The 25029-nt window shown below is 41.4% G+C and carries 23 protein-coding genes; 9 read left to right on the top strand and 14 right to left on the bottom strand.

What is annotated here, in order from left to right; genetic code table 11:
• Positions 1-15: 15 nt before the first annotated feature.
• Positions 16-3042: an SMC family ATPase gene (locus V7L07_RS08140; protein ID WP_335056703.1), complete on the top strand. Its 3027-nt coding sequence runs from the start codon at positions 16-18 to the stop codon at positions 3040-3042.
• Positions 3043-3078: 36 nt separating this feature from the next.
• Here V7L07_RS08140 and V7L07_RS08135 read toward each other — a convergent pair whose 3' ends face one another.
• From V7L07_RS08135 to V7L07_RS08125, 3 genes are all read right to left on the bottom strand, one after another.
• Positions 3079-4485, bottom strand: coding sequence for a peptidoglycan-binding protein (locus V7L07_RS08135; protein WP_335056701.1), 1407 nt, complete (start codon positions 4483-4485; stop codon positions 3079-3081).
• Positions 4486-4715: 230 nt separating this feature from the next.
• A complete protein-coding gene (locus tag V7L07_RS08130; protein ID WP_335056699.1) occupies positions 4716-5237 on the bottom strand; it encodes an SH3 domain-containing protein in 522 nt (173 codons plus the stop codon).
• Between the two features lie 349 nt (positions 5238-5586).
• Positions 5587-7098: an AAA family ATPase gene (locus tag V7L07_RS08125; RefSeq protein WP_335056697.1), complete on the bottom strand. Its 1512-nt coding sequence runs from the start codon at positions 7096-7098 to the stop codon at positions 5587-5589.
• A gap of 30 nt (positions 7099-7128) precedes the next feature.
• On the opposite strand from V7L07_RS08125, the gene V7L07_RS08120 reads away from it, so the two are divergent.
• Positions 7129-7263 (top strand): hypothetical protein, encoded by a 135-nt coding sequence (locus tag V7L07_RS08120; protein WP_335056695.1) that lies wholly within the window; start codon positions 7129-7131, stop codon positions 7261-7263.
• A 19-nt stretch (positions 7264-7282) separates the two neighbouring features.
• On the opposite strand, the gene V7L07_RS08115 is transcribed toward V7L07_RS08120, so the two are convergent.
• The 8 genes from V7L07_RS08115 to V7L07_RS08080 all read right to left on the bottom strand — a co-directional run bounded on the left by V7L07_RS08115 (position 7283) and on the right by V7L07_RS08080 (position 13785).
• Entirely contained in the window at positions 7283-9238 is a 1956-nt protein-coding gene (locus V7L07_RS08115; RefSeq protein ID WP_335056693.1) for an ATP-dependent nuclease, read from the bottom strand.
• 176 nt (positions 9239-9414) lie between these two features.
• The gene (locus V7L07_RS08110) at positions 9415-9936 is read right to left on the bottom strand and encodes a YceD family protein (protein ID WP_335056691.1); all 522 of its coding nucleotides are present in this window, start codon (positions 9934-9936) and stop codon (positions 9415-9417) included.
• A 250-nt stretch (positions 9937-10186) separates the two neighbouring features.
• A complete protein-coding gene (locus tag V7L07_RS08105) occupies positions 10187-10714 on the bottom strand; it encodes a Jag family protein (protein WP_335056689.1) in 528 nt (175 codons plus the stop codon).
• On the bottom strand, positions 10711-11862 hold the full coding sequence (yidC, locus tag V7L07_RS08100; protein ID WP_335056687.1) for a membrane protein insertase YidC: 1152 nt from the start codon (positions 11860-11862) through the stop codon (positions 10711-10713). The genes V7L07_RS08105 and yidC overlap by 4 nt, the downstream gene beginning before the upstream one ends.
• A gap of 243 nt (positions 11863-12105) precedes the next feature.
• Positions 12106-12498 carry a PH domain-containing protein gene (locus V7L07_RS08095; RefSeq protein WP_179066406.1) on the bottom strand — a complete coding sequence of 131 codons (393 nt, stop codon included), beginning with the start codon at positions 12496-12498 and terminating at the stop codon, positions 12106-12108.
• Complete coding sequence (gene rnpA, locus V7L07_RS08090; RefSeq protein ID WP_335056685.1) at positions 12485-12907, bottom strand: ribonuclease P protein component; 423 nt, start codon at positions 12905-12907, stop codon at positions 12485-12487. Before rnpA ends, V7L07_RS08095 begins: the two co-directional genes overlap by 14 nt.
• A 25-nt stretch (positions 12908-12932) precedes the next feature.
• A complete protein-coding gene (gene rpmH, locus V7L07_RS08085) occupies positions 12933-13067 on the bottom strand; it encodes a 50S ribosomal protein L34 (RefSeq protein ID WP_094327629.1) in 135 nt (44 codons plus the stop codon).
• Between the two features lie 205 nt (positions 13068-13272).
• A complete protein-coding gene (locus V7L07_RS08080) occupies positions 13273-13785 on the bottom strand; it encodes a DUF2808 domain-containing protein (protein WP_335056683.1) in 513 nt (170 codons plus the stop codon).
• Between the two features lie 764 nt (positions 13786-14549).
• Between V7L07_RS08080 and V7L07_RS08075 the strand changes: the two genes are divergently transcribed.
• The 7 genes from V7L07_RS08075 (at position 14550) to V7L07_RS08045 (ending at position 22569) form a co-directional block, all read left to right on the top strand.
• Positions 14550-15722 carry a Re/Si-specific NAD(P)(+) transhydrogenase subunit alpha gene (locus V7L07_RS08075; RefSeq protein ID WP_335056681.1) on the top strand — a complete coding sequence of 391 codons (1173 nt, stop codon included), beginning with the start codon at positions 14550-14552 and terminating at the stop codon, positions 15720-15722.
• Between the two features lie 119 nt (positions 15723-15841).
• The gene (locus V7L07_RS08070; protein WP_179066403.1) at positions 15842-16135 is read left to right on the top strand and encodes an NAD(P) transhydrogenase subunit alpha; all 294 of its coding nucleotides are present in this window, start codon (positions 15842-15844) and stop codon (positions 16133-16135) included.
• Positions 16132-17538, top strand: coding sequence for an NAD(P)(+) transhydrogenase (Re/Si-specific) subunit beta (locus V7L07_RS08065; protein WP_335056679.1), 1407 nt, complete (start codon positions 16132-16134; stop codon positions 17536-17538). The genes V7L07_RS08070 and V7L07_RS08065 overlap by 4 nt, the downstream gene beginning before the upstream one ends.
• Positions 17539-17731: 193 nt before the next feature.
• Complete coding sequence (locus V7L07_RS08060) at positions 17732-18901, top strand: GTPase (protein WP_335056677.1); 1170 nt, start codon at positions 17732-17734, stop codon at positions 18899-18901.
• Positions 18894-19481 (top strand): GTPase, encoded by a 588-nt coding sequence (locus tag V7L07_RS08055; RefSeq protein WP_335056675.1) that lies wholly within the window; start codon positions 18894-18896, stop codon positions 19479-19481. The genes V7L07_RS08060 and V7L07_RS08055 overlap by 8 nt, the downstream gene beginning before the upstream one ends.
• A 960-nt stretch (positions 19482-20441) precedes the next feature.
• Positions 20442-21083, top strand: a complete 642-nt coding sequence (locus V7L07_RS08050; RefSeq protein ID WP_335056673.1) for a hypothetical protein — start codon at positions 20442-20444, stop codon at positions 21081-21083.
• A 157-nt stretch (positions 21084-21240) separates the two neighbouring features.
• Positions 21241-22569: a hypothetical protein gene (locus V7L07_RS08045; protein WP_335056671.1), complete on the top strand. Its 1329-nt coding sequence runs from the start codon at positions 21241-21243 to the stop codon at positions 22567-22569.
• Positions 22570-22721: 152 nt separating this feature from the next.
• Here V7L07_RS08045 and V7L07_RS08040 read toward each other — a convergent pair whose 3' ends face one another.
• The 3 genes from V7L07_RS08040 to V7L07_RS08030 all read right to left on the bottom strand — a co-directional run bounded on the left by V7L07_RS08040 (position 22722) and on the right by V7L07_RS08030 (position 25029).
• Positions 22722-23522 (bottom strand): superoxide dismutase, encoded by an 801-nt coding sequence (locus V7L07_RS08040; RefSeq protein ID WP_335056669.1) that lies wholly within the window; start codon positions 23520-23522, stop codon positions 22722-22724.
• A 262-nt stretch (positions 23523-23784) separates the two neighbouring features.
• Entirely contained in the window at positions 23785-24417 is a 633-nt protein-coding gene (locus V7L07_RS08035; RefSeq protein ID WP_335056667.1) for a 3'-5' exonuclease, read from the bottom strand.
• A 177-nt stretch (positions 24418-24594) separates the two neighbouring features.
• The gene (locus tag V7L07_RS08030; RefSeq protein ID WP_335056750.1) at positions 24595-25029 is read right to left on the bottom strand and encodes a hypothetical protein; all 435 of its coding nucleotides are present in this window, start codon (positions 25027-25029) and stop codon (positions 24595-24597) included.

The following is a 25029-nucleotide window of genomic DNA, read 5'->3' as shown; positions in this document are numbered from 1 at the left end:
GGCGCTATAGCGTGAATGATCCCAGTACAACTTATCCTCAAAAACTTCCTCAGTTACCGTGATGCAACTTTAGATTTTGGTGGTTTGCATACGGCTTGTATTTGTGGTTCCAATGGTGCGGGTAAATCTTCTCTTTTAGAAGCAATCACTTGGGCAATTTGGGGTGAAAGCCGTGCCACTGCTGAAGATGATGTCATCTATTCTGGTGCGAAAGAAGTTCGGGTTGATTTTACTTTCCAAAGTAACCAGCAAAAATATCGGGTGATTCGCACCCGAATTCGGGGAGGTACTAGTGTCCTTGAATTTCAAATAGAAATACCATCTGGGTTTCGCTCACTCACTGGCAAAGGAGTAAGAGCAACCCAAGATTTGATTTTAGAACACATCAAGCTCGATTACGATACATTTATTAATTCTGCCTACTTACGTCAAGGTCGTGCAGATGAATTCATGCTCAAGCGTCCCACAGAACGCAAAGAAATTTTAGCAGAGTTGTTGAAACTCAATCAGTATGATGATTTAGAAGAACGGGCTAAAGAATCTTCTCGCCAATTTAAAGCAAGGGCAGTAGAGTTAGAGCGTTCTTTGGAGTCGATAAAAGTTCAGCTGCAACAACGCGAAATCACCCAAGCGCAAAGAGTGGAGTTAGAAGCCGAACTCAACCAACTGCAACAGGTACAAGCTTTTGATAATATCCAATTGCAAAGTTTGCAAGTTGTCCAGCACCAGCGCCAAAATTGGGAACAACAACTCAATTTTGTAAAACAGCAATACCAAAATCTTACCCAAGACTGCGATCGCCTCCAACAAGAACAATCAGCTATTGGCTCTCAGCTATCAGATTTAGAAAAAATATTACACCAAGAAGCTGAGATTAAGGCTGGATACGCCCAATATCAAAGTCTACAATCTCAAGAAGAAGGTTTTGCTGTCAAATTTGAAGAATACACCCGCGCCCAACAGAATCGCCAACAAAAGCAACAACAGCTTACCAAACAAATTCACGAAATCGAACGGCAACTACAACAAGCCCAAGCGCAGCTAGAAGCTTTGCAGCAACAAGAGCGAGACATTCAACAAACTCTGACTAAATCAGGTGAAGTAGAAGCCGCTTTGTCACAACTAGCCGCAGCCCGTCACCATGTTGCTCGTTTAGATCAACTGCAAATGCAAGTGACTCCCCTGTTGCAACAACGAGCAACTTTACAAAGCCAACTCGATCGCACTCATGCTGGTTTAGTAGCGCGACTCGAACAACTCCAAAGTACTGAGAACCAATTGCAACGCCAGCACCGCCGCCAACCGCAACTGCAACAAGCGGTGATGGATGTAGCAATTCAGATTGAGGAACTGGAGAAAAAGCGGGTTTATCTACAACGAGTGCAAGAAAAAGGGCAAGAAAGGCGGCACTTTATCGAACGTCTGCAAGCTCATCAACGGGATTATGAAAAACTGCTGGGGGAATTAGAGCAGAAATTGCTTATGCTCCAAAATCCTGAAGCACTTTGTCCATTATGTGAGCGTCCTTTAGACGAACATCACTGGAGTCGAGTGGTGGAAAAAACCCAAAGTGAGTTAGAGGATACTCAAGGGCAGTTTTGGGTAGTCAGAGAACAAATGGCTGTGTCTGACCGAGAAATTCAGGTACTTAGACAGGAATATCGCGATATATCCCAACAATTGGCTGGCTATGATGGTTTACGCGAACAACGGGGACAGTTGGCAGCCCAGTTAGAAGCAACAACTGATGTGCAACAACAGTTACAACAAATTGCTGCTGAAAAACAACATTTAGAGCGATCGCTCCAAGCTGGTGATTACGCTCCCGATAAACAAGCGGAACTCCGACAGCTAGACCAATATCTGCAACAAGCTAATTATAATGAACAAGACCACGCCCTGGCGCGGAGCGAAGTTGAGCGGTGGCGCTGGGCAGAAATTAAACAAGGGCAAATTAAAGATGCGACTAAGCGACAAGCGCAACTATTAGCCCGAAAACCAGAATTACAAGCTAGTATTACTCAATTACAAGCCAGAATCCAGCAAGATCAGATTGATTCTGAATGTGCTAAACAAATCGCCGCTCTTGAGCGTCACATTACCGAAATTGGCTACAGTTCTGAGCAACACAATAATTTGCGTATAGCTGCAAAGAAAGCTCAATCCTGGCATTTGCGGTATCAACAACTGCTATCAGCCCAGCAGCAATATCCGCAACTCCAGACGAGATTGCAAGAGTTAGAGGAATCCAAAAGCGCCAGATTAACCGAGCGGCAAAAACTCGGCGGCCAAATTGAAAGCATTATTCAACAATTACAAGCGACAGCTAACCCATCTGCCCAAATTCAAGCTTTAGAGCAGCAGTTAGCAATCCGCAGACGGCAACTCGATGAGCAAATTACAAAGTTGGGGCGTTTGGAACAGCTGGCGCATCAATTGGAAACGCTACAAATTCAGTATGAAGAACAGCAGCAGCAATTACAAGCTTGCAAGCAGGAATATCGTGTTTATCAGGAATTAGCGCAAGCTTTTGGTAAAAATGGTATCCAAGCACTGATGATTGAGAATGTGTTACCGCAACTGGAAGCCGAAACAAATCAACTACTTTCGCGGTTGAGTGGCAATCAGTTTCATGTACAATTTATTACTCAAAAAGCTGGGCGTAGTGCTAAATCAACTAAGAAAAATGCCAAGCTGATAGACACTCTAGATATTTTAATCGCCGATTCTAGAGGAACACGAGCTTATGAAACTTACTCTGGCGGCGAAGCCTTTAGAATTAACTTTGCCATCCGTTTGGCTTTAGCGAAATTATTAGCGCAACGGGCGGGGGCGGCGTTGCAATTGTTGATTGTGGATGAAGGTTTTGGTACACAAGATGCTGAAGGATGCGATCGCTTGATTGCCGCGATTAATGCGATCGCTTCTGATTTTGCCTGCATCCTCACTGTCACTCACATGCCCCACCTCAAAGAAGCCTTCCAAGCCAGGATTGAAGTCAATAAGACTCAAGAAGGTTCACAGTTGAGTTTGTCAATTTAACCAAATCTTCCCAGTCCCCAGTTCCCAATCCCCAATTCAATTGAATTTTACCCGTGCATCAAGACCTAATGAGCGGAGCTTTTTCGTTAGCGTTTCTGCTTGGGTGCGATCGCTAAATGCTCCAGCATTCACATAATCCCCTAGACCAGATTGCTCTGCTATAGCACCGGGTATATATTGTTGCACTTTACTTAGAGTATCATTATTGGAAATTGGAATTATGACTCTGTAAGGATTATTAGCAACTAAGGTGTTGCCATTGGTAACAGGCACTACATATTCATTGGCAGGAGGTAATACATAGCGATTATTTTCAGTATAATTAGCTGCATTTGAGTTATTCAAACCTAATGCTTCCCAAGTTTGCCAATCTACATTTCCAGTCGAATTCAGTCTAGAAGATTGCTGGAATGCAATCACAGATTGTCTGGTGTAATCGTTAAAAAGTCCATCAGGGTTGGTATTAGAGAAACCCAACTGTGACAAACGCTCTTGAACTAATCTGACATTTTCTCCGCGATCGCCTAAAGTTAGATAATCTCTGCCCGATTGTTGAGTACCACCTGTGGAGGCTCTACGTACTGAGTCTAATACTTGGGCATTGGCGATGCCATCAACAGGTAAACGGTTATTTCGCTGGAATGCAATTACAGCTTCTCTAGTCATTGGGCCAACATTCCCAGTGGCATCAGCATTTAAATAACCTAACTGCCGTAAATGCACTTGGAGTTCTCTCACTTGTTGAGTAGAGAGACTTGATCTAGCTGGAGTTGGAGAGGAACCCGCTAATGCGTTCCAAGTTTGTCGGTTGACAATGCCGCTAGCAGGTATGCGATAATTCCGCTGAAATGCAATTACAGCATCTTTAGTAATTCGTCCAAAATTTCCGGTGGGATTAGCATTAAAGTAGCCTAACTGCCGTAGACGCTGTTGCAATCTTGTCACGGCTGCACCAGTTTTACCTTGAGAGAGAGTAGGATATTGACCAACTGGCGATGCCTGGATTGGGCTGCGCCTAACTAATGTGCTATTAGAAGTTCGACTCTGGCATGCTCGTTGCAAGGCTTGTTGAGTACTAATACCCACAACTCCATCAGCAGTTATTCTATTGGCTTGCTGAAATTTGATCACAGCATTTTGAGTCAAGCTAGCAAACTTGCCACTTACCGGGCCGTTAAAGTAGCCTAATTTTTTTAAACACCTCTGGCTGCTGCTAACTTCAGGCCCATTACTTCCTATTTTCTGAAGTGCTAAAGCTTGCCCAGCAATACTCAGAAGCCCCGTAATCAGTGCCACAGATAAAAGACGCATCGCCGCACTGCTAGATAACTTTTTCCAATTCAAAAATTTGAAATTAGCTACGGTAGGAACAACCTTGACGCTTTCAGATGCCTCATATTCCAAGGCGATCTCAGTTAAATAGCTATCTAACCCTGTTTTCACTTGCTTTTTTCAAGTCATGGCTAAACAAAATTATACCGCCTTCTCTGTATTATGCTTGTTTTTAGTATGATTCTTTACAATAAAATCCCCAAGTTAATTATGATACACAAACTTCTGTAAAGTCCAGAAAAGGCGTAGGGACAATACCCTGCGCGAAGCCGCTCCGCATCTACATGAATTGTCCCTACAAAGGGTTTCAGGTAATGCATATTTAATTTTCACTCATATATCTATTGTCCATCAACTTTTCCATCAACTTTTTCAGTATTACCTGCTTTTACCCAACCTTCTTGTTCGCTACCTTCCAAACGGATCTTTTGCCAGGATTTATCGTCGCTTTCTTCCAAAATAATAATTTTTTGATTAAAACCAACCCCACCAATACGTTCAGCTTCTTGATTTGGTTGCGATCGCAAACTCAAACCTTCAGCCCAACTCACACGCCCTCGGTAAGCTCCTGCTGGCAATGGTTTTGGTGATGGAGTAGCCTTTGGTGATTCTGTGGGAGTAGAGGTTGGACTTGGAGACGATTGAGCTTGATTCCCAGGTGTTAGGGTGGGTTTACCTCCTCTAGGCTCAGTTGCTTTTGGAGCTTGAGCTTTCACCGAGGGACTATCGTTAGAAAAAACGGGTTTGGCAGGGGGTACACCGGTGCGATTCATGAAGTAGAGTGCAACTGCAACGCCGCTACCGATTAACACAGCGATCGCTAAGAAAAATCCCAATATAAACTTTGTTAAGCCAGACAACATAATTAAAACCTGATTATCAATAGTTAAGGGTGAAGGAGAGCCAGTTATCTGTGTATTTTCCTCCCATTGAGAGGAGTGGCGTTAAACTAGCTCTCAAGGGTTACAGCAAGTAACCCAGCCGATAAGAATCAATAGTCCATAATAATTCATCATTAACTATTGGCTATAGGCTTTTGACTAACTCATTATTGTAGCTATGGCTGAATAGACATCGACCAAATGTAAAAGGGACTGGGGACTGGGGACTGGGGATTAGGGATTAGGTGCCAAACCCTTAAAATTATGGTGGGGGCTTTTACGCACCACCATAATTTTAAAAAACTTTTTCCCAGTACCGAACTTTCGTCTATCACGTAGTACGTCGGAGGCGTTCGCTTAAAGGACTGTGTTTCGATGCTAAACGCGCTCTCCCAGCCGCCGCCCATTCTTGGAGTTGCTGAATTTGCTCTACAGCAGTTCGCGCCAAGGGTATGATCTGACTTGCTGCTTCTAAAATATCGTCGTTAGCAAAGTCGCGGTTTTGGCTAAATCCAATATGCATCGCTTCGATTAAAGTTTGCTCAATCTCTGCCCCAGAAAAATCAGGCGTTTCATAAGCTAGCCTGTCGATGTCATAACTTTTCAAGTTATGGGGACGCAATCGGGATAAATGAACATCGTAAATTGCTTTTCTCTCTTCTTGAGTGGGCAAACCCACAAAGAAAATTTCATCAAATCGCCCCTTACGGAGCATTTCCGGCGGTAAAGCTTGAATGTCATTGGCAGTGGCGACGACAAACACAGGTGAGCTTTTTTCGGCTAGCCAGTTAATAAAAGTGCCAAACACACGGCTAGCTGTTCCGGCATCCCCTTTACTACCAAGTCCGGCAAAAGCTTTATCTATTTCATCAATCCACAAAATACAGGGGGCGAGGGCTTCAGCTACTTGGATCATTTGCCGAGTCCGAGATTCTGATTCACCCACCAAACCACCAAATAATCTGCCCACATCCAGACGTAGTAAGGGTAAATGCCAGTGATGAGCGATCGCTTTTGCTGTTAACGATTTACCAGTTCCCTGAATACCCACCAACATTAAACCACGGGGGTGCGGTAATCCGTACTGTCGCGCCTTATCAGTAAATGAGCCTCCCCGGCGAATCAGCCAGTCTTTCAAGTTATCGAGTCCGCCGATATCAGAAATTTGCTCAGTGGCGGGGTAGAAGTCCAAGATTTGGGTTTGGCGGATAGTTTGGCGCTTTTCTTCCAAAACCAGATCCACGTCTTCTGGTTGCAATTCTCCGTGGGTGGCGATCGCTTTTGCTAAAACTCGGCGAATCCGTTCCATTGAAAGCCCTTGACAAGAGCGTACTAAGTCATCTAAAACTTTGCCAGAAAGGGAGTTACTAGTACTTTGCAGTAAGCGTTCCACCTCAGTTTTAATTTCTGGGGCGGCGGGTAAGGGAAACTCGACGACTGTCAGCACTTCCGTTAAGTCGTCAGGGATGGCGATGCGTGGTGATAGTAGGACAATATTTTTTGGTTGCGACTTGAGGAGTCGGGACAGGTTGCGGAGTTTGCGAGCGATCGCTACATCATCTAAAAAGCGATGATAATCTCGGAGAATCAATACCGCAGGTGCCGAAGCTGGTAATTTTTCGATAAATTCTAAAGCTTGCAACGGGTTACGCCGCCCAAAGCCAACATCATTGGGGTTTCCCTGGTACCCATCGACAAAATCCCAAGTATACACTGGGCGATTACCCTGGTTGGTTGCTTCTTCTCGGATAGCTGCTTCTACCCGTTCCTCCTCATAAGTGGGAATATAAATTAAAGGATAGCGGGCGCGTAGCAGCAGTTTAAACTCTTCACGGAAGTTCATATTTAGCTGTGGTTATTAGTTCTTCTCTCATTGTTCAGGTTTGTATCACCTATCACAACTAAAAAACCAACATCTACCAGTTCTATAGCAGTTGCCAGTGCGATCGCTCTATGTGAGATATTCCTCAAGGGTGAGCGATCGCTCGGTTGTGGTAATTGGGATTAGATAATCAGTATAAAAATAACTACTGACTTTTATGTAAAAAATTTCCTAATTCTTTAGCCAATTCAGACAAGAAATCAGGTTTATTCTCAACTAGCCATTCTGTAAGCTTTTTAGAGTGTTTAGTCTTTCTAAATTCCAATTTATTCTCACCGAATTCTTGAAATATACTTGAAAGTATCTTTGCACCGTGAATCTTAGATAACCAATTATTATCTGAAACTTCTTCTCTTTTTCCACCTTGAGGCAGATAGGATTTTTCCTGTTCTACCTGTTTGATTTTGTCAAGATATTCCTGAACCTGAGTAAGTCTGATAGGCGTTTCTAGCCATGTAGCTTCTTCATTAATTATCTCTGATATAGCTTGAGCATCAAGTAGATAATTCTCATACATACGCCGAGAGAGAAATTCAACAGGCTTTGTACTTATTTCTCGCAAAACCTGCTTATTTTCTTCAGTCTTCTTCTCACTATCCAATAAGAATCCAATGGCAGGTGGAAATAGGTTTGCTCCCTCACTCAGCTTGTTATAAATATCAAATATAATCTTAGCGCGTGTTCCTTCTAAATCACCTGTATTCTTAACAGCAAGAATTTTAGTGCCATTTAATTGTCTATTTGCAACTTTCTCCAATATCAGTGGAAAACATTTCTCCTCAGTTTGTCCTTCCACCCAGAGAATATTATCAGCACCAAAAACGTCGGACAACCTAACTCCCAGTTCAGTTAAAATTTCATTTTGTGACTCTATCTCTTTTGTATTTATTACTGATGCAGTTGTTTGACAATCTTGATATTGGAGCTTGATAATAGTAGATGGATTCGCAGATGCGATAATTTCTGGCGAATGAGTAGCAATAATATATTGGTGCTGTGGAAATTGTTTAAGAGTTTCTATAAGTTTTTTTGCTGCTCCTGGATGTAAAAATGATTGTGGTTCATCAATAATGATAGTGCGTGGATCTTCAGAGGTAATCAAAATGCATAAAATTACCAGAACTTGACTTACTCCAGTTCCACATGATTCAAGTGGGAATGATAAGTCATCTCTTTCACTCTTAGGATCTATTGTCCATATCATGATTTCAACTATTGAATCATCTTTCTGTCGAACAGAAACAGCTTTTATTTGTGGCAAAATACTCGAAACGGAATCATTAAACCTTCTAAAACGTTCTGGATTTCCTCCTTGTAATATGCTGAGAACCTCAGCCAGGTTAGACATATCTGATTTTAGTTCAGGGTTATTTTGAAAACTGCAACTTCCTATGATTAAACGTTCAGCTTTAAATCGGTATATTTTTTGTACGAAATAATTAATAATTTTAAACCCAATACTTCCATTAATATCTGCCTCGTAATAATTATAAGTACCATCATCATATTCAAAACCACTATGGTTTATATCAAGGTTTAGTTTTTTATTAATATCATATTTAAGCTGATAAAATATGTCCTTATACTCTTCCAATGAACTATTAGGCAAATATGATAATCGGTGATTAAATGTTAACAAATTTTCTAGACTGCTATTATCTATTTTAAAAGCAGGAGCTATAGATAATTTTATTTCTATAGGCTCAGGATTATCTAAAAAATCTCTAAATATTTCAAAATTATGCCTTAATGAAATCTCATGACGTTCGCGTGGATTATCTTCGTCATTAAAGTATATTTCTGGTGATGCATGAATTCCAACTGGAGACGTACTTTGTTGTATGAAAGACCGTAATTCTTTTTTTTCTAAGGTTAAATAAACCTCAATTATTGATTGCTCCTTTATTATTGAGGATTTATCTGGTAACGTTTCTAAACTTAAATGTGGTTGGTTATCAAAATTTAGTGTAAGTGCTTCAAGTAAAGAAGTTTTCCCTGAATTATTTTGTCCAACAATTATATTGATCCCTGGAGTAAATTCTATTACACCAGAATCGAGATATGACTTGTAATTAAATACTTTAAGCTTGGAAATAAACATTTTGTATCAATTATCTTATGAATGCATTTTAGGATTTTACAATATTAAAAATTTCTTTTATAAAAAAATATTTAGATATACCAAATTTTATGCGAAAAAATTAGAAACCCGACTTCTTCAAGAAATCGGGTTCTATATAAATCTCATAAATTAACTGAGAAAAGTACTAGATTACGTTACTGTCCGGGAAGTTGCTTTTTCAAAGCTTCCAGAGAAGCCCAACGGTTATCAACCGGAGTTTCAGGACTATCAGAACTATCAACAGTACTACTTACAGGAATACCTGGACAATTGCGATCGCATAGTTGCCGTTGTGGTACTGCCAAGCACATCTGCTCATACAGCCATTCGTTGGGATAAAAATAACCATCGGGCGGTAAACTTTCCAGCAACTCTTCCATAACCACTTCCCTTTCTAAGGGTAAGTCATTTGCCTGATTTGCAGTTTCGTCTAACCAGATGATTTCTTTCGTATCAAGCCCTAAACGTCGATTGTATTGCTGCAAACAGCGGTTGCAGGTACAAGTAATAATTGTTTCTGCCTGACTAGACACTTGCAAGTAATTACCATGATGCTGCACGCGCACGTGGCCGCGAACTGGCGTCAAGGTTTCCAGACCAGGCAGAAATTCATTAACCTGAACTTCCTCTGTCCGCTCCGGGGCTTGAGTTAGCTGCGGAATATAAATTGCGTCCATAGGATTCGTGAGATATCCTCACTAAAATTTATCTTCATTATCAGCAATTATACTGATAATACATCTTTATTTTATCTCTTAAGAACAAGAGAAATTTTGAAATTATATAGTTATGAGTTTTCAATTAACTCATAACTCTGACAATTTTAGATTTTGGTTCGCACCTTTGGTGCGCTTACAGCGCAACTTGGATTTTGGATTGAATAAAAAATCTAAAATCTAAAATCTAAAATCCAAAATTGAACGACTCCTAACCCTCAACTCCTTCCAAGGAAGCTGGACGGACAACCAGATGACGATGCGGTTCTTTACCCCGACTGAAGGTTTCCAAATCTCCAAATTCCTTCAAGAAGGTATGGACTTGGCGACGTTCAGCAGAACTAAGAGATTTGATTTCCACTTCTCTACCAGAAAAGCGCACTTCATCGGCTGCTGCTTCTGCTAATGCGCGAATTTCGGCTTCTCTTTTGACGCGGTAGCCATTCAACTCAATGGTGTAAGAGGCTTGTTCCTCTGGGGGTTGACTGAGGTTTAGAACCGAATTTGCTAGATACTGAATCGCATCTAGTACAGAACCATCAGCACCAATTAATACCTGGATTTGTTCTGAGGTTAAATTAGTTTGGTCAATTGTCAACCAGTAGTTATCTGGTTCTGGGGAATCGCCATCTTGAGATTGGGCAGTTTCTAAATGACCCTGAATCTCAGATGGTATTCCAGTGAGTTCTAGCAGTGTTTTTAACCACTGCTGACCTCGCTGCATCGAAATGTTGCTCATGATCCCCCTGTAGCCTTTTTCTTGGCACTTTTTGGTTCAAATGGGAGTGCCTTTTGTTCTGTAACTGCGACTTCTTTCTCCTGGGTTTCCACGATTTTTTGCAGTTCTTCTGGTAGAGGCTCGCGGGAGAGAAGATAAGTTTGTGCGGTTTGGAATATATTACCAATCACCATATACATCAGCACTCCAGCCGGCAGGGGGAAGAATAAAAACATCCCAGAAAAGATGACGGGAGTGATTTTGTTAACTGTATCCTGCTGCGGATTGCCACCACTGGAATTTTGCCCAGAAAGCATTTGGCTAACATAAAGGCTGATTCCAAAAAAGACAATCATGGCGACGATATCCCAGTGGATTGTACCGTCTGGATCTTGTGCGCCAACCCTGCCTAAGGCATCAATGAATAGAAAGCCTTTTTCTGCTGCTAGTCCGGGAATTGTTCCTTGAATGCTAACTTCTCCCGGTTGCAAGGCTTCTACATTGCCCTGGGCATCAATTTTTATCTTATCTTCACCTTTGGTAATTTTCCAATCAGGAATCAGCTTATTTTCTGGGTGTTCTGCTAAAAGCACCTGAAATGGTTTGCCTTCAGTAGTCTGATACTGTATCTTGGTTTGCTCTCCCACCGCTAGTTTGGTACCGCTGGGAATGATGGCAGCTACTTTAACGTGTTCCCCATCGGCAACGTAAATATTTTGAGGAGCAGTAGCAAAGGCTTGCGGTTGAATTTGTTCGATTTGTTCTGCGGGAACAATTTGCAGGTTAACGCTGTAGCTTGCACTTGCAAAAGGTGAACCCCGCAAAGTGGCAAACAGCGCTAATAAGACTGGCATTTGTACTAGTAATGGAAAACAGCCTGCCAAGGGGTTGCCAAATTCTTTTTGAACATTGACCATTTCCTCCTGCTGCTTTTGCGGTTCATCCTTATAGCGCTCTTTGATTTCTGCCATCCGCTTCTGCATCAGAGGTTGTACAATTCGCATCTTCCGCATGTTGCGAATTGAGCCAGCACTCAGGGGATAGAGCGCGAAGCGGACTATCAAGGTCAAAGCAACGATCGCTAATCCGTAGCTAGGCACTATACCATAGAAAAAATCTATGATTGGCAGCATCACGTTGTTCGAGAGAAAGCCGATACCAAAATCCATTATTCTGAATTCAACCTGAGGTACTGTAAACTGAATCTAATTTATCTAAATACATGATTTGTCGGCGACTATCTTTCGCTACGGATAGCCGCACATTCCAAATAGGGGAGTAGGGAGTGGGGAGTGGGGAGTGGTATGAAGTTTTTAGTAATTGAGAAGTTCGGAATTTTAGATTTGAGATGAGTAAATTTTGCATTCACTATTCCCTACTCCTTACTCCCTACTCCCCATTCCCCACTCTCATCACTTGTTGGCAGCGGCGACATATTCGGGATTTTTGGCGGCAATTCTTTCATTGATGTAGTCATAGACTTCCCGAAAATTGGGAACTGCACGTAATTCGAGACGACTGCCATTTTTTAGGGTGATGGCCATATCTCCCCAAAAGCCAAGGCCACGGGGGACTTTGACAATTTTGACAATTTCTGAATAAATTACGTCAGTGCGATCGCGCCCTTGCCAACCTCCAATCACCGTAATTCGGCGATCGGTAATGCGAAAACGCAGCCACAATGCCCTGACAATTGCCCCGACTGTTAATGGTATGCCAACAACAGTTAGACCAATCAACAGGTTGATAATTAAATCCCCAACGTGGGGGCCACCTTCATAATAAACATCTTCACGAATTCCCATCGAACACCTCAGCTTGTGCCAACAACTGCTCTAATTCTTGCAGAAATTGTGGGCTTACGCACTTAGATTCTGCTGCTGTGGGTTTGACAATGACCACTAGCCGCCATCCCGGTGATAATTTTGGTAGTAAATTGTGTAAGGCAGCAGTAATTTGCCGCTTGATTCGGTTGCGAACTACTGCCCTTTTGCTGACTTTTGTGCTTATGGAAATTCCAATCCGCGTGCTGGCAAAATGTGCTGAGTCAGTTGCTTGTGTAGTCTGAGTGGCAGTGTCTAATGCAGGTTTGATTGAATGCAGCGGTTTTAAGGCTCTTAATGTTAAATAAGAGCCATGACGCCGAATTCCTTCCCGGAAAACTGCCTGGAAATCCTTTCGGGATTTTAGCCGATTTGCTTTGGGCAAAGCCACAGATGCTCTTTTAGCTTGATATTCCCTAAACGCTCAAACGGTGACGCCCTTTTCTTCTTCTGGCGCTAATCACGTTTCTGCCGTCTGGTGTCCGCATCCTAGCGCGAAAACCAGAGGTTCTTTTTCTCTTACGGCTAGTACCGCCCAGTGTTCTTTTCATACTGTTCTCCTCTTAGGTGATTTTTATAAAAACTCACAATCTCTAATTGTATCACTTTTTTAGGTAATTGGGAATTGGGGATGGGGCATTGAGAAGAGGCAGAGGGGGGGGGTGCTGCTCTTGCTGAGGGGAAAACTCTTCTTCCCTGCTCTCTGCTCCCTGCTCCCTGCTCCCTGCTCCCTGCCCCCTTGCCTCTTCCCTGCTCCTAACTGATGCTCACAATCCATGTTCCCAGATAACGCAGCAGTGGTACATCGCCAGGGGAGAGGACTTGACAGTTAAAATAGTAAACTCCACCGAAGGGTGGGTTTTGTACGTTAGATAAGACTACCTCAACCTTACTACCTGCTGGCACCGGCTCTTCGGGAAAAATATTAATCAGCTTACCTTCTTTGTCCCACTTGACTTCCGAAAGCTTAACGGCTTTGTCTTTGACTCGGACTTCAATGTTTTTCGGGTCAAAAATTCCTTTGTAATAATCAGGGTAGGTAATGGCAAATTGACCAACTGCCAATTTCATTTTTTGGGCTGGAATCCTCAATATGTATCGATCCCAACCATTAGCTTGTCCACCAAAATCTAACCGAAAAGGCAGCTGATTCTCGCCTTTGATGCCGCTAAACAGCGTTAATCCAGGTAAACTTTGCGCCCAAGTCAGGGCTGGTAATCCAGTAACCAAAAAGCTAGTCACGGCTAAAGCAGAAAGTAAACGTCGCATAATCAGGCTTCCTCTTACCAAAAGATAAATCTGTTATCTAAAATAACTGTGTGTTAGTATTCTTTACTAAACTTTACTACTGACTTCCTGACAATGGACGTTTAATTGTGATAAAAAGTGCCATTTCCCCCAAAGTTTGGTTGATAGTAAAATTACTTAGTATTAGATTGGACATAGGATATTAAATTTACTTCATTCCCTTGTAAAGTCTTGATTTGATTAATTTAGTTGGTCAAATTTGAACTAGATAGAAACACAGTTGGGATTAGATTGTATTTCTAAATATGTATAAGTGTATCTAAATTTGATAATTTTGTTATAAAAATTGAGCCGCGCCATCAGCGATCGCCAGTTAAGTTGAGATAGATTGATTAAAATAAGTTGGAATGAAAGTCGTAATCATTAAAATTTGATTGGGAAATTATCAAGCTTTCAAAATTCGGTCAATATTACTCTATAAGAAAGGAATACCAAAATTTCTCAATCCCGAAAACAAGCTGAAGATAAAGATGCAAAATTTGGGAATCAATTTAGGATGTGCAATACGTAACCCTGTTTGCAACTATCTGAAAATATGACATCTGCAAGCGGCAAAGTGAGGCTTTGCCTAAAGAGCTAAGAGTGGGAGAGGAAAAATTCAAGGTTCAATCTACAAGTAAAATTCATGGCTGATATTGCTGCCTAAGTACTATGAGCGCAAGACACCCATCGTCTAGACAATCGCTTACTTAGCAGAGATTAAGTATTTATCTTCAGGAGATTTCATGAGAATAGCTGTTGCTAAAGAAATTGAAGTTTGTGAACGTCGTGTGGCATTAATTCCTGACACCGTTGCCCGATTGGTAAAACAAGGTTTGGAAGTGTGGGTAGAAACAGGTGCAGGAGAGCGATCATTTTTCAGCGATCCTGACTATGAAGCAGCAGGAGCTACAATCATCAGCGATACTGCCAAATTATGGGGCGAAACAGATATCTTACTGAAAGTCAGTCCACCGCAAGAACGAGAAAATGGACGCTCAGAAATTGACTTGTTAAAGGAAGGGGCTGTATTAGTCAGTTTCCTCAATCCGTTAGGGAATCCGGTTGTGGCGCAGCAATTGGCAAATCGGAAAGTCACAGCCTTGAGTATGGAGATGATCCCTCGTACCACCAGGGCGCAAAGTATGGATGCTTTGTCTTCGCAAGCTTCATTAGCAGGTTACAAGGCAGTATTAATTGCCGCAGCTGCATTACCGAAATATTTCCCGATGTTAACCACAGCCGCAGGCACGATCGCACCAGCGAAAGTATTTATTATGGGCGCTGGTGTAGCCGGATTGCAAGCGATCGCCACCGCCAGACGTTTGGGAGCAGTGGTAGAAGCCTTTGATATCCGTCCTGCTGTTAAAGAAGAAGTGCAAAGCTTAGGGGCAAAATTCGTTGAAGTTAAATTAGACGAAGAAACTGTCGCCGCAGGTGGTTACGCCAAGGAAATCTCTGAGGCTAGCAAACAACGCACTCAAGAAGTTGTCGCCGAACACATTAAGAATTCTGATGTGGTGATTACCACCGCTCAAGTACCTGGGAGACAAGCACCACGACTAGTTACAGAAGAAATGGTGGCACAAATGAAACCTGGTTCAGTGATTGTAGATTTGGCCGCTGAACAAGGTGGTAACTGCGCCTGTACCGAACCTGGCAAAGATATTGTGTGGAATGGTGTAACAATTATCGGCCCCATCAATCTCCCATCATCGATGCCAATTCACGCCAGCCAATTGTATGCCAAGAACGTAACTTCGTTGATGCAACTGCTAATTAAAGACAAAGCTTTGCAGGTGGACTTTAGCGACGATATCGTTGATGCGGCTTGCGTTACCCATGCAGGTGAAATTCGCAATCAACGAGTGCGGGATGCGCTACAGGCTTTGAATACTCAACAACCAGCAGTTAATTAGGGAGTAAGGAGTAAGAATTTTAGATTTTAGATTTTAGATTGAAATTTAATCCAAAATTTAAAATCCAAAATCCAAAATTGAATCGCCCAATGCCCATTTACACAAGGAGTTTTGATTTCATGACAGAGGCATTACTTGCTGCTTTGTTTGTATTTGTTTTGGCATCTTTTATCGGCTTTGAAGTCATCAACAAAATCCCACCGACTTTACACACGCCCTTAATGTCAGGCTCAAACGCGATTTCTGGCATTTCGGTACTGGGAGCAATAGTTGCTGCTGGTGCTAGAGAAACGAATGTGTCGGTAATTCTTGGTTTGATTGCTGTGGTATTAGCAACAGTCAACGTTGTGGGTGGTTTTTTAGTGACAGACAGAATGTTGCAAATGTTCAAGAAGAAGGAGATTAAGGCGTGAGCGACTTTTTACCAACTGGCATTCAGCTGACGTACTTAGTCGCTGCATCGTTATTCATTCTGGGCTTGAAAAAGCTGGGATCGCCTGCTACAGCGAGAAATGGTAATATTGTAGCGGCTGTGGGGATGCTACTAGCAATTGTGGCAACAATGCTGGATCAACACGTGTTGAACTACGAGATGATATTGTTGGGCTTGGCTATAGGATCGCTGATTGGTGCGATCGTTGCCTACAAAGTCCAAATGACCGAAATGCCCCAAATGGTGGGTTTGCTCAACGGTTTGGGCGGTGCGGCTTCGGCATTAGTAGCCGTTGCCGAATTTTGGCGATTATTGGATAGTTCTCAGGCGATACCTCTTGATGTCAACATTTCCATGCTATTGGACGTGTTAATCGGTGGTGTTACCTTCACCGGTAGTTTTCTCGCCTTTGCCAAATTGCAAGGTTTAATTAGCGGTTCTCCGATTACATTTCCATTCCAGCAACCATTTAACCTCTTGCTTCTGGGTGCTTATATAGTAGGTAGTGCTTACTTAATCATCACACCAGATAGCTTACCCATATTCTTGGGAGTGGTTGGCGTTTCATTGGTGCTAGGCGTGATGTTCGTTATCCCCATTGGTGGCGGCGATATGCCAGTAGTAATCTCGCTGTTGAACTCCTTGTCAGGTGTGGCGGCGGCGGCGGCTGGATTTGTGGTGATGAACAATATGTTAATCATCGCTGGTGCTTTGGTAGGAGCATCCGGCTTAATCCTCACCGAGATTATGTGTAAGGCGATGAACCGCTCCTTATTTAGTGTGCTGTTCAGCGCTTTTGGTACAGGTTCTAGTTCTGGTGGTGCTGCTGCTAGTGGTGGTGCGATCGATCAAACCGTCCGCAGCATCGATCCTGAAGAAGGGGCGATGATGTTGGGTTATGCCCGTTCTGTGGTAATTGTACCTGGTTATGGTATGGCAGTTGCCCAAGCGCAACATAGCGTCCGTGAATTGTCGGATCAGTTGGAACGGATGGGTGTTGATGTCAAGTATGCCATTCACCCCGTTGCTGGGAGAATGCCGGGGCACATGAATGTATTACTGGCGGAGGCAAATGTGCCTTATACGCAGTTATACGACATGGATGATATTAATCCCCAGTTTGAGCAAGCGGATGTGGCTTTAGTAATTGGGGCAAATGATGTGGTAAATCCGGCGGCGCGGAGTGATACAAATAGCCCAATTTATGGTATGCCAATTTTGGAAGTAGATCGGGCGAAGCAGACGATTGTAATTAAGCGCGGGATGAGTACGGGTTTTGCTGGTGTAGATAATGAGTTGTTCTACAAGGATAAGACGACGATGCTTTTTGGTAGTGCTAAGGATATGGTGGCGAAGTTGGTTTCGGAAGTGAAGCAACTTTAACGAACCGCCAAGACGCAGAGAGCGCGGAGTAAAGAATTTAGAGAGTTAGCTTGCCTTGGGGGTTTGATGCTTCTGAGGCAATTTTTTTCTAAGCTACTAAGTATTTTCTGCTACTAAATAATAATAACTAGATTTTTGTAAAAATAAAAGTCATAAGTTATACTTGAACTCCCGTTCTTGAAAATATAGCATTATGGATGAAGTTATCAGAAAAGTTGTTGCTATGGGATTACCAGGTGTAATACTTGTGATTGTGATGGCAACTACAGGTCTTGCTGGCGGGGCTGCTATCGTATCAGCGTTAGCATTTCTCGGTGGTCCGGCTGGTATGCTTGGAGGGATTGCAGTACTTGGATTTACTGGAGTCTTGGGGGATCTTCTTACTAAGATTGGTTTGGAACTTTTTCTCATGAGGATATATGAAGAACGTGCTAAAACTGAATCAGTAGAAAATCTCTGTCGAGAAATTGATGGCTTACCACTAATCAGCACAGAATTAAAAGATAAGGTTAAAAGAATAATTGAGAAGAAGTTTTTATTTGTACTTGTGGGTCGTACAGGTGTTGGAAAATCTAGTACCATCAATAACCTTTTAGGTAGCCAAGTAGCTAAAGTCGGTGACTACGAAGCAACAACCATGTCAGCTACATTATATAGACATGAAATAAATGGATTAAAACTTGCAATAGTTGATACTCCAGGTTTATGTGATGAGCTAGAAGAAGTTGGCAATGATCAACAATACTTGGAGTTAATTAATTCAAAAACAACTCAAATGGATTCAATGTTGTTTGTAAGCCGTTTGGATGAAACAAGAGTTACGAGTGATGAAAAACGAGGTATTAAACTAATTTCAGAAAACTTGGGAACAAAAGTATGGGACTATTCTGTTATTGTCTTTACGTTTGCGAACTCTGTCCCTGCATCAAGATATCAAGAAGCTTTAGAGAAAAGAACAGAATTAATCCGACATGAAATTGCTAAATACATTGGAGAAGATAAAGCTGATAAAATTCCTTCAGTTGCAGTAGATAATCAAAGTAAGACAACTCCTGATGGAAAAACATGGCTGGGAGAATTTTTCACAAAAGTTTTTATGAGAGCATCTGAATCGGGTTCTTTACCCTTTGCAGCAGCAATGAAAGACAGCTTAACTTCATCTTCAGGTGAAGCAAGAATTGATCTTGATGATAAGCAAAAGGCTGAAGTTAACAAAAAGATTAATAAACTTTTGATTGGGGGATTGGCTTATGGTGGGGCAGTTGTTGGTCAAATATTTGGACCAGGAGGAATAATAGTTGGTGGTTTACTAGGTTCCGCAGTGGGACTATGGATGGAGCTAGACCGTCGTAGAAATGCGTAATTTTTTAATTGTTGGACGTACTGGGGTTGGAAAATCAAGTTTCATTAACTCAGTTGTTGGCAAATCTATTGCTGAAACCTCAAAATATGAAGCTTGTACTAAACTAATTAGGCATTATGATCATATTAGCCATTTAGGTGATATTTGCTTGATTGATACGCCTGGTTTAGCAGAAGATGATATAGAATGCGACAAAAAATATTTAGATTTGATTATTAATAGTGTTGATTTGAATACAATCGATACATTAATTTATGTTTCTCGCTTAGATGAAACAAGATTCCGTCCAGAAGAAAAAAGAACAATAAGCTTGTTGACAGAAAAATTAGGAGCATTTATTTGGAATAAAGCTTGGCTAGTTTTCACTTTTGCAGCATCAGTTCCTAATGAAAAGCGTGATATAGTTTCAAAAAACAGAAAAGTACAAATTGAAGAATTTGTCAAAGCTATTACATCAGAATATAATCTTGATCCAGCTTTTCAAGGATTTAAGCTAAAAATAAGAGTTGATAATAATTCAAAAAATTGGTCTTCAAAAAGTACGCCAATAACGTCCTTGGCGGAGCTTTCAGAAAAGTGATCGCCTACAAAATCTCCAGTGTGCGATCGCTCTCTCCTTACTCTGTGTCCTCTGCGCCTCTGTGGTTCGTTAAAAAGAGCGATCGCACAATGTCAATAAGATTAAAATATTCTCAATAAGTCCAATAATAATCTCATTAATCCTTGCTTACCGACAAAGATTTTAGCGTTGTCGTAGCCCGGCTTAGTAATCGCTTTGAGGCTTGAAAAGTAAATAAAACTGGAAATACTGATTTTTTGTTGCTTCTTAGGGTTGGTTTCGATCAAGAGTAATTTAGATGTGTTTAACCTCTATATCTGGTCTATTTGCCATGAAATTTAATGAAGAGGTGGTGACAATTCCCAGTGTACAACTTTGATAACTGTCCACAATACTGTTGCACGTCTCAAGCTCATGGTAATATTATTTTACTGTCAGGGAGATATTATTTTATACATCAAATTGCAACCATGCTGAAACAGCTAGTTAAATGTGCTGCTTCCAAAGAACAAAAAATTATTCGACCTATCCAGGAAATCAACGAAAGCACCAATCTGCAAGGCATGGAGCTTTTGAGATTTTGCTTATACAAGATACTAAAGAGCTAAACAAAGCCTTTTTAGGAATCATATCAGCCAGCTAAAAAGGCATAAAAAACTTTTGGAATGGCAAAAAATTAGACAAGAGTAAATAGAAAAATTTTGACACAATGTCAACTGTTTTTTGTATATGTAAAAATATCAAAAAGCCCGATTTTTGTTGTCAACGATACATGCGTATTGTGTGTTTTATTTAGATATTGATTATTTTTGTATTTAGTTACCTGTATATAAAAGTTCTATTTGATTGGTGAAAACTTAAGCTACCTCTACCAAATGAGACAAATACTTAAATTCAACAAATGATTTAGGACTGCTAGATCAATCTTGATTTAGTAAAAAATCGATTATTAACAAAGTAACTAAGAGTAACAGGAAAAACATGAATATCATTGTTAGTTTGTTTGGAGCGATCGCTCTCCAAGTATCTCTGCTGGCTGCGATGTCTAGTATGGCAATGGCTGATGACAGACCTCTACGCGTCCGTCTCCGGGAGAATCATGCTGTTTCTCAACCGAAAGCAACACAGAGGATTTGCTCTTTAGATCCCATTGAGGACTTATTGCCTCCACCACAAACTAAGACAAATAACTCTTTACTTTCTTACCTTGCTGAACAGGGTTTTACACAGAATAAAGAGGGTTCTTGGGTCTGCTATGCGAACGATCCTAAAAAAGAAGGGCGTTACTTTACTCTATTTAAGGTTAAACAAGTTGATAACAGGCTTATAGCAAGCTCTTTCCTCGATGAGGGGAGTCTGATTCAGGGGCAGGAAAATCGTAGTTTGGACTTCTTTATGATGCTGATTGAGCATCATACGAATACTACTCAAGAGAACCGTCAAGGTATTCGTAGATATTTAGAAGCCTTCGTTTCCTTAGTAAAGCAAGGGAAGATAAAACCCACACGTCGGGGGTTTCTTTTCGACCAACCAAACCGGGCATTGGTCTTATATCACTCACTCTCATCAGGAAATCTCAAAGGTACAGGAATCACGATCAACATTTATTTACCTAAGAGTTGAATTGGGGACTGGGGACTGGGGACTAGGGACTAGGGACTAGGGGAGATAGAACTTGAAGTATTCACATCAAAGACTCATTCATTTCTCAAACCAGCTAATTCCCAATCCCCAATCCCTAATCCCCAATTAAATCGTTGTCGTTTAGTGGAGGTGCATCTTGCCTAAATCAAGTGTTCAAAGAATTGCGATGTCGAAAGCGAGTCGGTTTGCAGCGATCGCATTTTCATCTGTTGCAGTAGTACTTACTACATGTCAATCTGCTTTTGCACAGTTAAATGTTGGACGCTATGGTATCCAACAAGGACTGGAGTCTGAGTATCTCCAGTACCAACTCAATAACCAGAATTTGAACCAGATGCGAGTCATTCCTGCATGTGATGTGGGATTTGGTCTGACCTGCAATAAAACAGGATCGGTAATCCAACAATTAGTGGAGTTAAATAACGGAACTAGTTATCAAAACCTCCTGATGCGAGCAGCTGGTGGTGAAAAAAACTTTCAGAATTTCGCTAGCTTCTACGGCAATAATCCTAATCTCTCTGCGGTACCTTACGCCTCATTTTGGAGAAACGCATCTCCCACAATCATGGATGGATCTCAATACCTTCTTGGACAACCTTTTGGTCGCAATCCAGTAGAAGGACTCGGACTTGTAACTAAGCAGTTCTACTGGGCACCGTACTCAGGAGTCGATAACTCAGTTAGCCTCCGTAGTGGGTTACTAGACCTAAAATTGTCATACGGACGACTGCTGTTTGAAGAGGCCTCGAAAATTCCCAACATTAATGAGCAGATTCAATCTCTAGGTCTATCGCCAGAGATGACAAATTTTTATTTAGATAAAATCTCTACAGGCTTGGATGCATTGAGTTCTGGAGATCAGAACCAACTCCAACAGAAGATTTTTGAAGTACTGTCCTTTCCATACTCCGAAGACGGTGGGGAACTCGGACGCCCCAATAACGGGATTCCACAAGAATTTAATCAGCTCTTAGGAGAAGATATCGCCGGAGATACTTTACTAAGTGACAATCCAGCACCCTTGGATGGAGAAACAATTGCTTTCGATGCTTTCCCTGGTTCTGAGGGAGATGTTTTGACACCCAACAATTCTGATTCATTTCCACTCGGGCCAATAATCGGAGTTGCAGGTCTTGGTTTAATTCTACTTCTACTACTGAGTGGTGATAGTTCTTCAGCTAAATCATCAGTTTCTTTAGGAAATACACCTTCTCCAACAAATACACCTTCTCCAACAAATACACCTTTGTCTCTCACCAACAAAGGTGAATGCGATCTCACTCCTAGTGGTAATGGTTCCGATCACACACAGATCATGGAAATTCCGTGTAATGTTACTCCTAAACCCCCTACGGAAGTGAGGAAAGTAGTTGAGCCATCAATGATGAAAGCGCTTATATTGTTAATTGTTCTACTATGTATAGTGCGTTATAAACAGCACTCTTTAACAAGTCGTAATTCGTAATTATGTTACGGGGATTTAGAACCTATCTAAAACAAAGCTACCTATGGAGGTAGCTTTGTATAGATGTCTATAAGCGGTTTGGCATTCTTGATAGTATTGCTATATCCCTATGGGGATCTTGCTACGCGCAGCCTCTCGTAAAGAAGAGAAGCTTACCGTTGGCGTGGCGTTCCAGAGGAAAGGTATCGCCTGTTAATCTGCGGCCAATTCACCACATTCCACCAATTATTCAAATACTCAGCCCGACGGTTGCGATATTTCAGGTAATAAGCATGTTCCCACAAATCATTACCGATAATCGGATATGAACCGTCCGTAATCGGGTTATCTTGATTTGCTGTAGTGACAATCTGGAGTTGATTTTGGGGGTTACGTACTAGCCAAACCCAACCACTACCGAAACGAGTAGTACCCGCTGCATTAAACTGTTTTTTAAAGGCGTCAAAACTGCCAAAAGTTTGGTTAATTTCTTGAGCGATCGCTCCTGATGGTTCTCCTCCACCTTGGGGACTCATCAGTTGCCAAAAAATCGTATGGTTGAGATGACCACCAGCGTTATTACGTACCTTTGTCCGAATATCTTCAGGTACGCTGTTCAAATCCAGTAGTAAACTTTCAACACTTCTTTTTTGCAAATCTGGATATTGCTTCAATGCGTCATTTAAGTTTTTGACATAGGTGGCATGATGTGCATCATGATGCAATTTCATCGTTTCAGCATCAATAGCTTTTTCTAGTGCCCCATAAGCATAAGGTAATGGTGGTAGCTGTGCTGGAGAAGCACTTAATGACCTATTAGGATAAGCTATATTGGTAAACGATCTAGCAGCTGTTGGTGTTGGTGTAGAAGATTGTGCTTCAGCTATTAGTACTAGTTCATGAGAACTTAGCAGAATTGTCAAGATGATTGTTGTAAAGAAAAAAACTATTGTTTTTCCCCAAAATTTTATCATAAATTGCGGCCTCAAAATCAATATTATTGGCTTCTAATCTGATCGTAGACTGTTGTTTTACAGCTAAATCAAGCCAAATAATACGTATATTACCTTAGTTGTCAGGTAATTAGAGCAAAAATAAAATAGCTAATGCCATTTTGGATTTTAGATTTTAGATTTTGGATTGGGAATTGCCTTCTCTGGCTGGGTTCTATTAATCCATATCTCTCAAGTACCGCGATCGCTATGGTCTTGGGTTTAAGACAAGAACTCCAAATTTTCAATTTGGTGGCTCTTTTTCAGGAGGGTTTGAATCCCCTTCTGAAAAAAATCTTCTGCCTTCTTTCTGCCTCCTGCCTCCTGCCTCCTTCATCTGTCTGTAGATAGCTGCAATGTTGCGGGCATCATCAATACCACGATGGTGTGTGCCTTTTAATTCTATTCCCAACTCATTGAGAGCTAGTGCCATACCAAATTTTTTAGACACGCCAAGATATTCTGAAAATTCCTCTTTGATATTTATGTGTTCTGAAGTAAAAGGATAAGAGAAATTATGAAACGCGCAATCTTGAATAAATTGCTTTTTGTCATAATTGCCCCAAGAACAAAAAATATGATTGGGAAATGAATAAATCCATTCTTGGAAGCGAGAAATTGCCTCTAAAAATTTTGGTGCTTCGTCAACATCTTGCTGCCGAATACTAGTCAATTCGGTACAAAAATCTGTCAGTTGTGGATGTCTCACAGGTTGGATGAATTGCTGAAATTCAGAATCAATTTCCCATGTTGTTCGATTGAGCATCACCGCACCAATTTCGATGATTTCCATTTCGTGACGGGGAATAGTTCTACTGTTACAGCACGTAGCTTCAAGATCGATTATCAAATAATAGTGGGATCTTTTAGTTTTCATATTATGTAATTGAGTATTGATAATTAGTACTAGTTATTATTTATACGTACTTCTGGAAAAATGCGTAATTAGTGTAACTTTATTGTATTTATTATAATACAATAGCGTGATGCTTACAGGCTTTTTTATCTATTTGAACCACAACTCTCTACCAAACAAGAACTTGACAAAGAGAATTTAGATTGATGAAAAAGGTTTAACCCAGCGGAATTGAATAGCGAGATCAAGAGCGATCGCAGCCAACACAAACCACAATAAACTTTCTGCCGCCAATACCAAAAAAGGCCAAATCGTGCTATTAGAATTCCAGCCAAGTTCTATCTGAGTTAATCCCCGCACCAAACCAAAAGCCAAGACACCGCCAGCTTTGAGTTGAGGATTTTGATCTGAGCGGATGATATAGCGGTAGGTAATACCAAATAGGAAACCAATAAAAGTTGCGATCGCACCACTTACCCACAAGTGCCAATTCACATTACTTTGCAGACTTACGAGTGTCTGAAAATACTTCGCTAGTACGAAAGTATTCAAAAGACTGGCGATCGCGAAGGCAGAAAATAGCGAAAAACCTCCAACTATTCCAGCCTTGAGGGATTCTAGGCGCTCTGCCAT

The organism is Nostoc sp. (assembly GCF_036916985.1).
Taxonomy (GTDB): domain Bacteria; phylum Cyanobacteriota; class Cyanobacteriia; order Cyanobacteriales; family Nostocaceae; genus Nostoc.
Note: the sequence above shows the minus strand (reverse complement) of the source record. Positions and strands in the feature narration are given on the sequence as shown.

Excerpts from the sequence above, each read along its gene's own strand:
- V7L07_RS08140 (WP_335056703.1), top strand. The coding sequence starts at position 16 with ATGATCCCAGTACAACTTATCCTCAAAAACTTCCTCAGTTACCGTGAT.
- V7L07_RS08130 (WP_335056699.1), bottom strand. The coding sequence starts at position 5,237 with ATGTTGTCTGGCTTAACAAAGTTTATATTGGGATTTTTCTTAGCGATC.
- V7L07_RS08125 (WP_335056697.1), bottom strand. The coding sequence starts at position 7,098 with ATGAACTTCCGTGAAGAGTTTAAACTGCTGCTACGCGCCCGCTATCCT.
- V7L07_RS08115 (WP_335056693.1), bottom strand. The coding sequence starts at position 9,238 with ATGTTTATTTCCAAGCTTAAAGTATTTAATTACAAGTCATATCTCGAT.
- V7L07_RS08110 (WP_335056691.1), bottom strand. The coding sequence starts at position 9,936 with ATGGACGCAATTTATATTCCGCAGCTAACTCAAGCCCCGGAGCGGACA.
- V7L07_RS08105 (WP_335056689.1), bottom strand. The coding sequence starts at position 10,714 with ATGAGCAACATTTCGATGCAGCGAGGTCAGCAGTGGTTAAAAACACTG.
- yidC (WP_335056687.1), bottom strand. The coding sequence starts at position 11,862 with ATGGATTTTGGTATCGGCTTTCTCTCGAACAACGTGATGCTGCCAATC.
- V7L07_RS08095 (WP_179066406.1), bottom strand. The coding sequence starts at position 12,498 with ATGGGAATTCGTGAAGATGTTTATTATGAAGGTGGCCCCCACGTTGGG.
- rpmH (WP_094327629.1), bottom strand. The coding sequence starts at position 13,067 with ATGAAAAGAACACTGGGCGGTACTAGCCGTAAGAGAAAAAGAACCTCT.
- V7L07_RS08080 (WP_335056683.1), bottom strand. The coding sequence starts at position 13,785 with ATGCGACGTTTACTTTCTGCTTTAGCCGTGACTAGCTTTTTGGTTACT.
- V7L07_RS08075 (WP_335056681.1), top strand. The coding sequence starts at position 14,550 with ATGAGAATAGCTGTTGCTAAAGAAATTGAAGTTTGTGAACGTCGTGTG.
- V7L07_RS08070 (WP_179066403.1), top strand. The coding sequence starts at position 15,842 with ATGACAGAGGCATTACTTGCTGCTTTGTTTGTATTTGTTTTGGCATCT.
- V7L07_RS08060 (WP_335056677.1), top strand. The coding sequence starts at position 17,732 with ATGGATGAAGTTATCAGAAAAGTTGTTGCTATGGGATTACCAGGTGTA.
- V7L07_RS08055 (WP_335056675.1), top strand. The coding sequence starts at position 18,894 with ATGCGTAATTTTTTAATTGTTGGACGTACTGGGGTTGGAAAATCAAGT.
- V7L07_RS08050 (WP_335056673.1), top strand. The coding sequence starts at position 20,442 with ATGAATATCATTGTTAGTTTGTTTGGAGCGATCGCTCTCCAAGTATCT.
- V7L07_RS08040 (WP_335056669.1), bottom strand. The coding sequence starts at position 23,522 with ATGATAAAATTTTGGGGAAAAACAATAGTTTTTTTCTTTACAACAATC.
- V7L07_RS08035 (WP_335056667.1), bottom strand. The coding sequence starts at position 24,417 with ATGAAAACTAAAAGATCCCACTATTATTTGATAATCGATCTTGAAGCT.
- V7L07_RS08030 (WP_335056750.1), bottom strand. The coding sequence starts at position 25,029 with ATGGCAGAGCGCCTAGAATCCCTCAAGGCTGGAATAGTTGGAGGTTTT.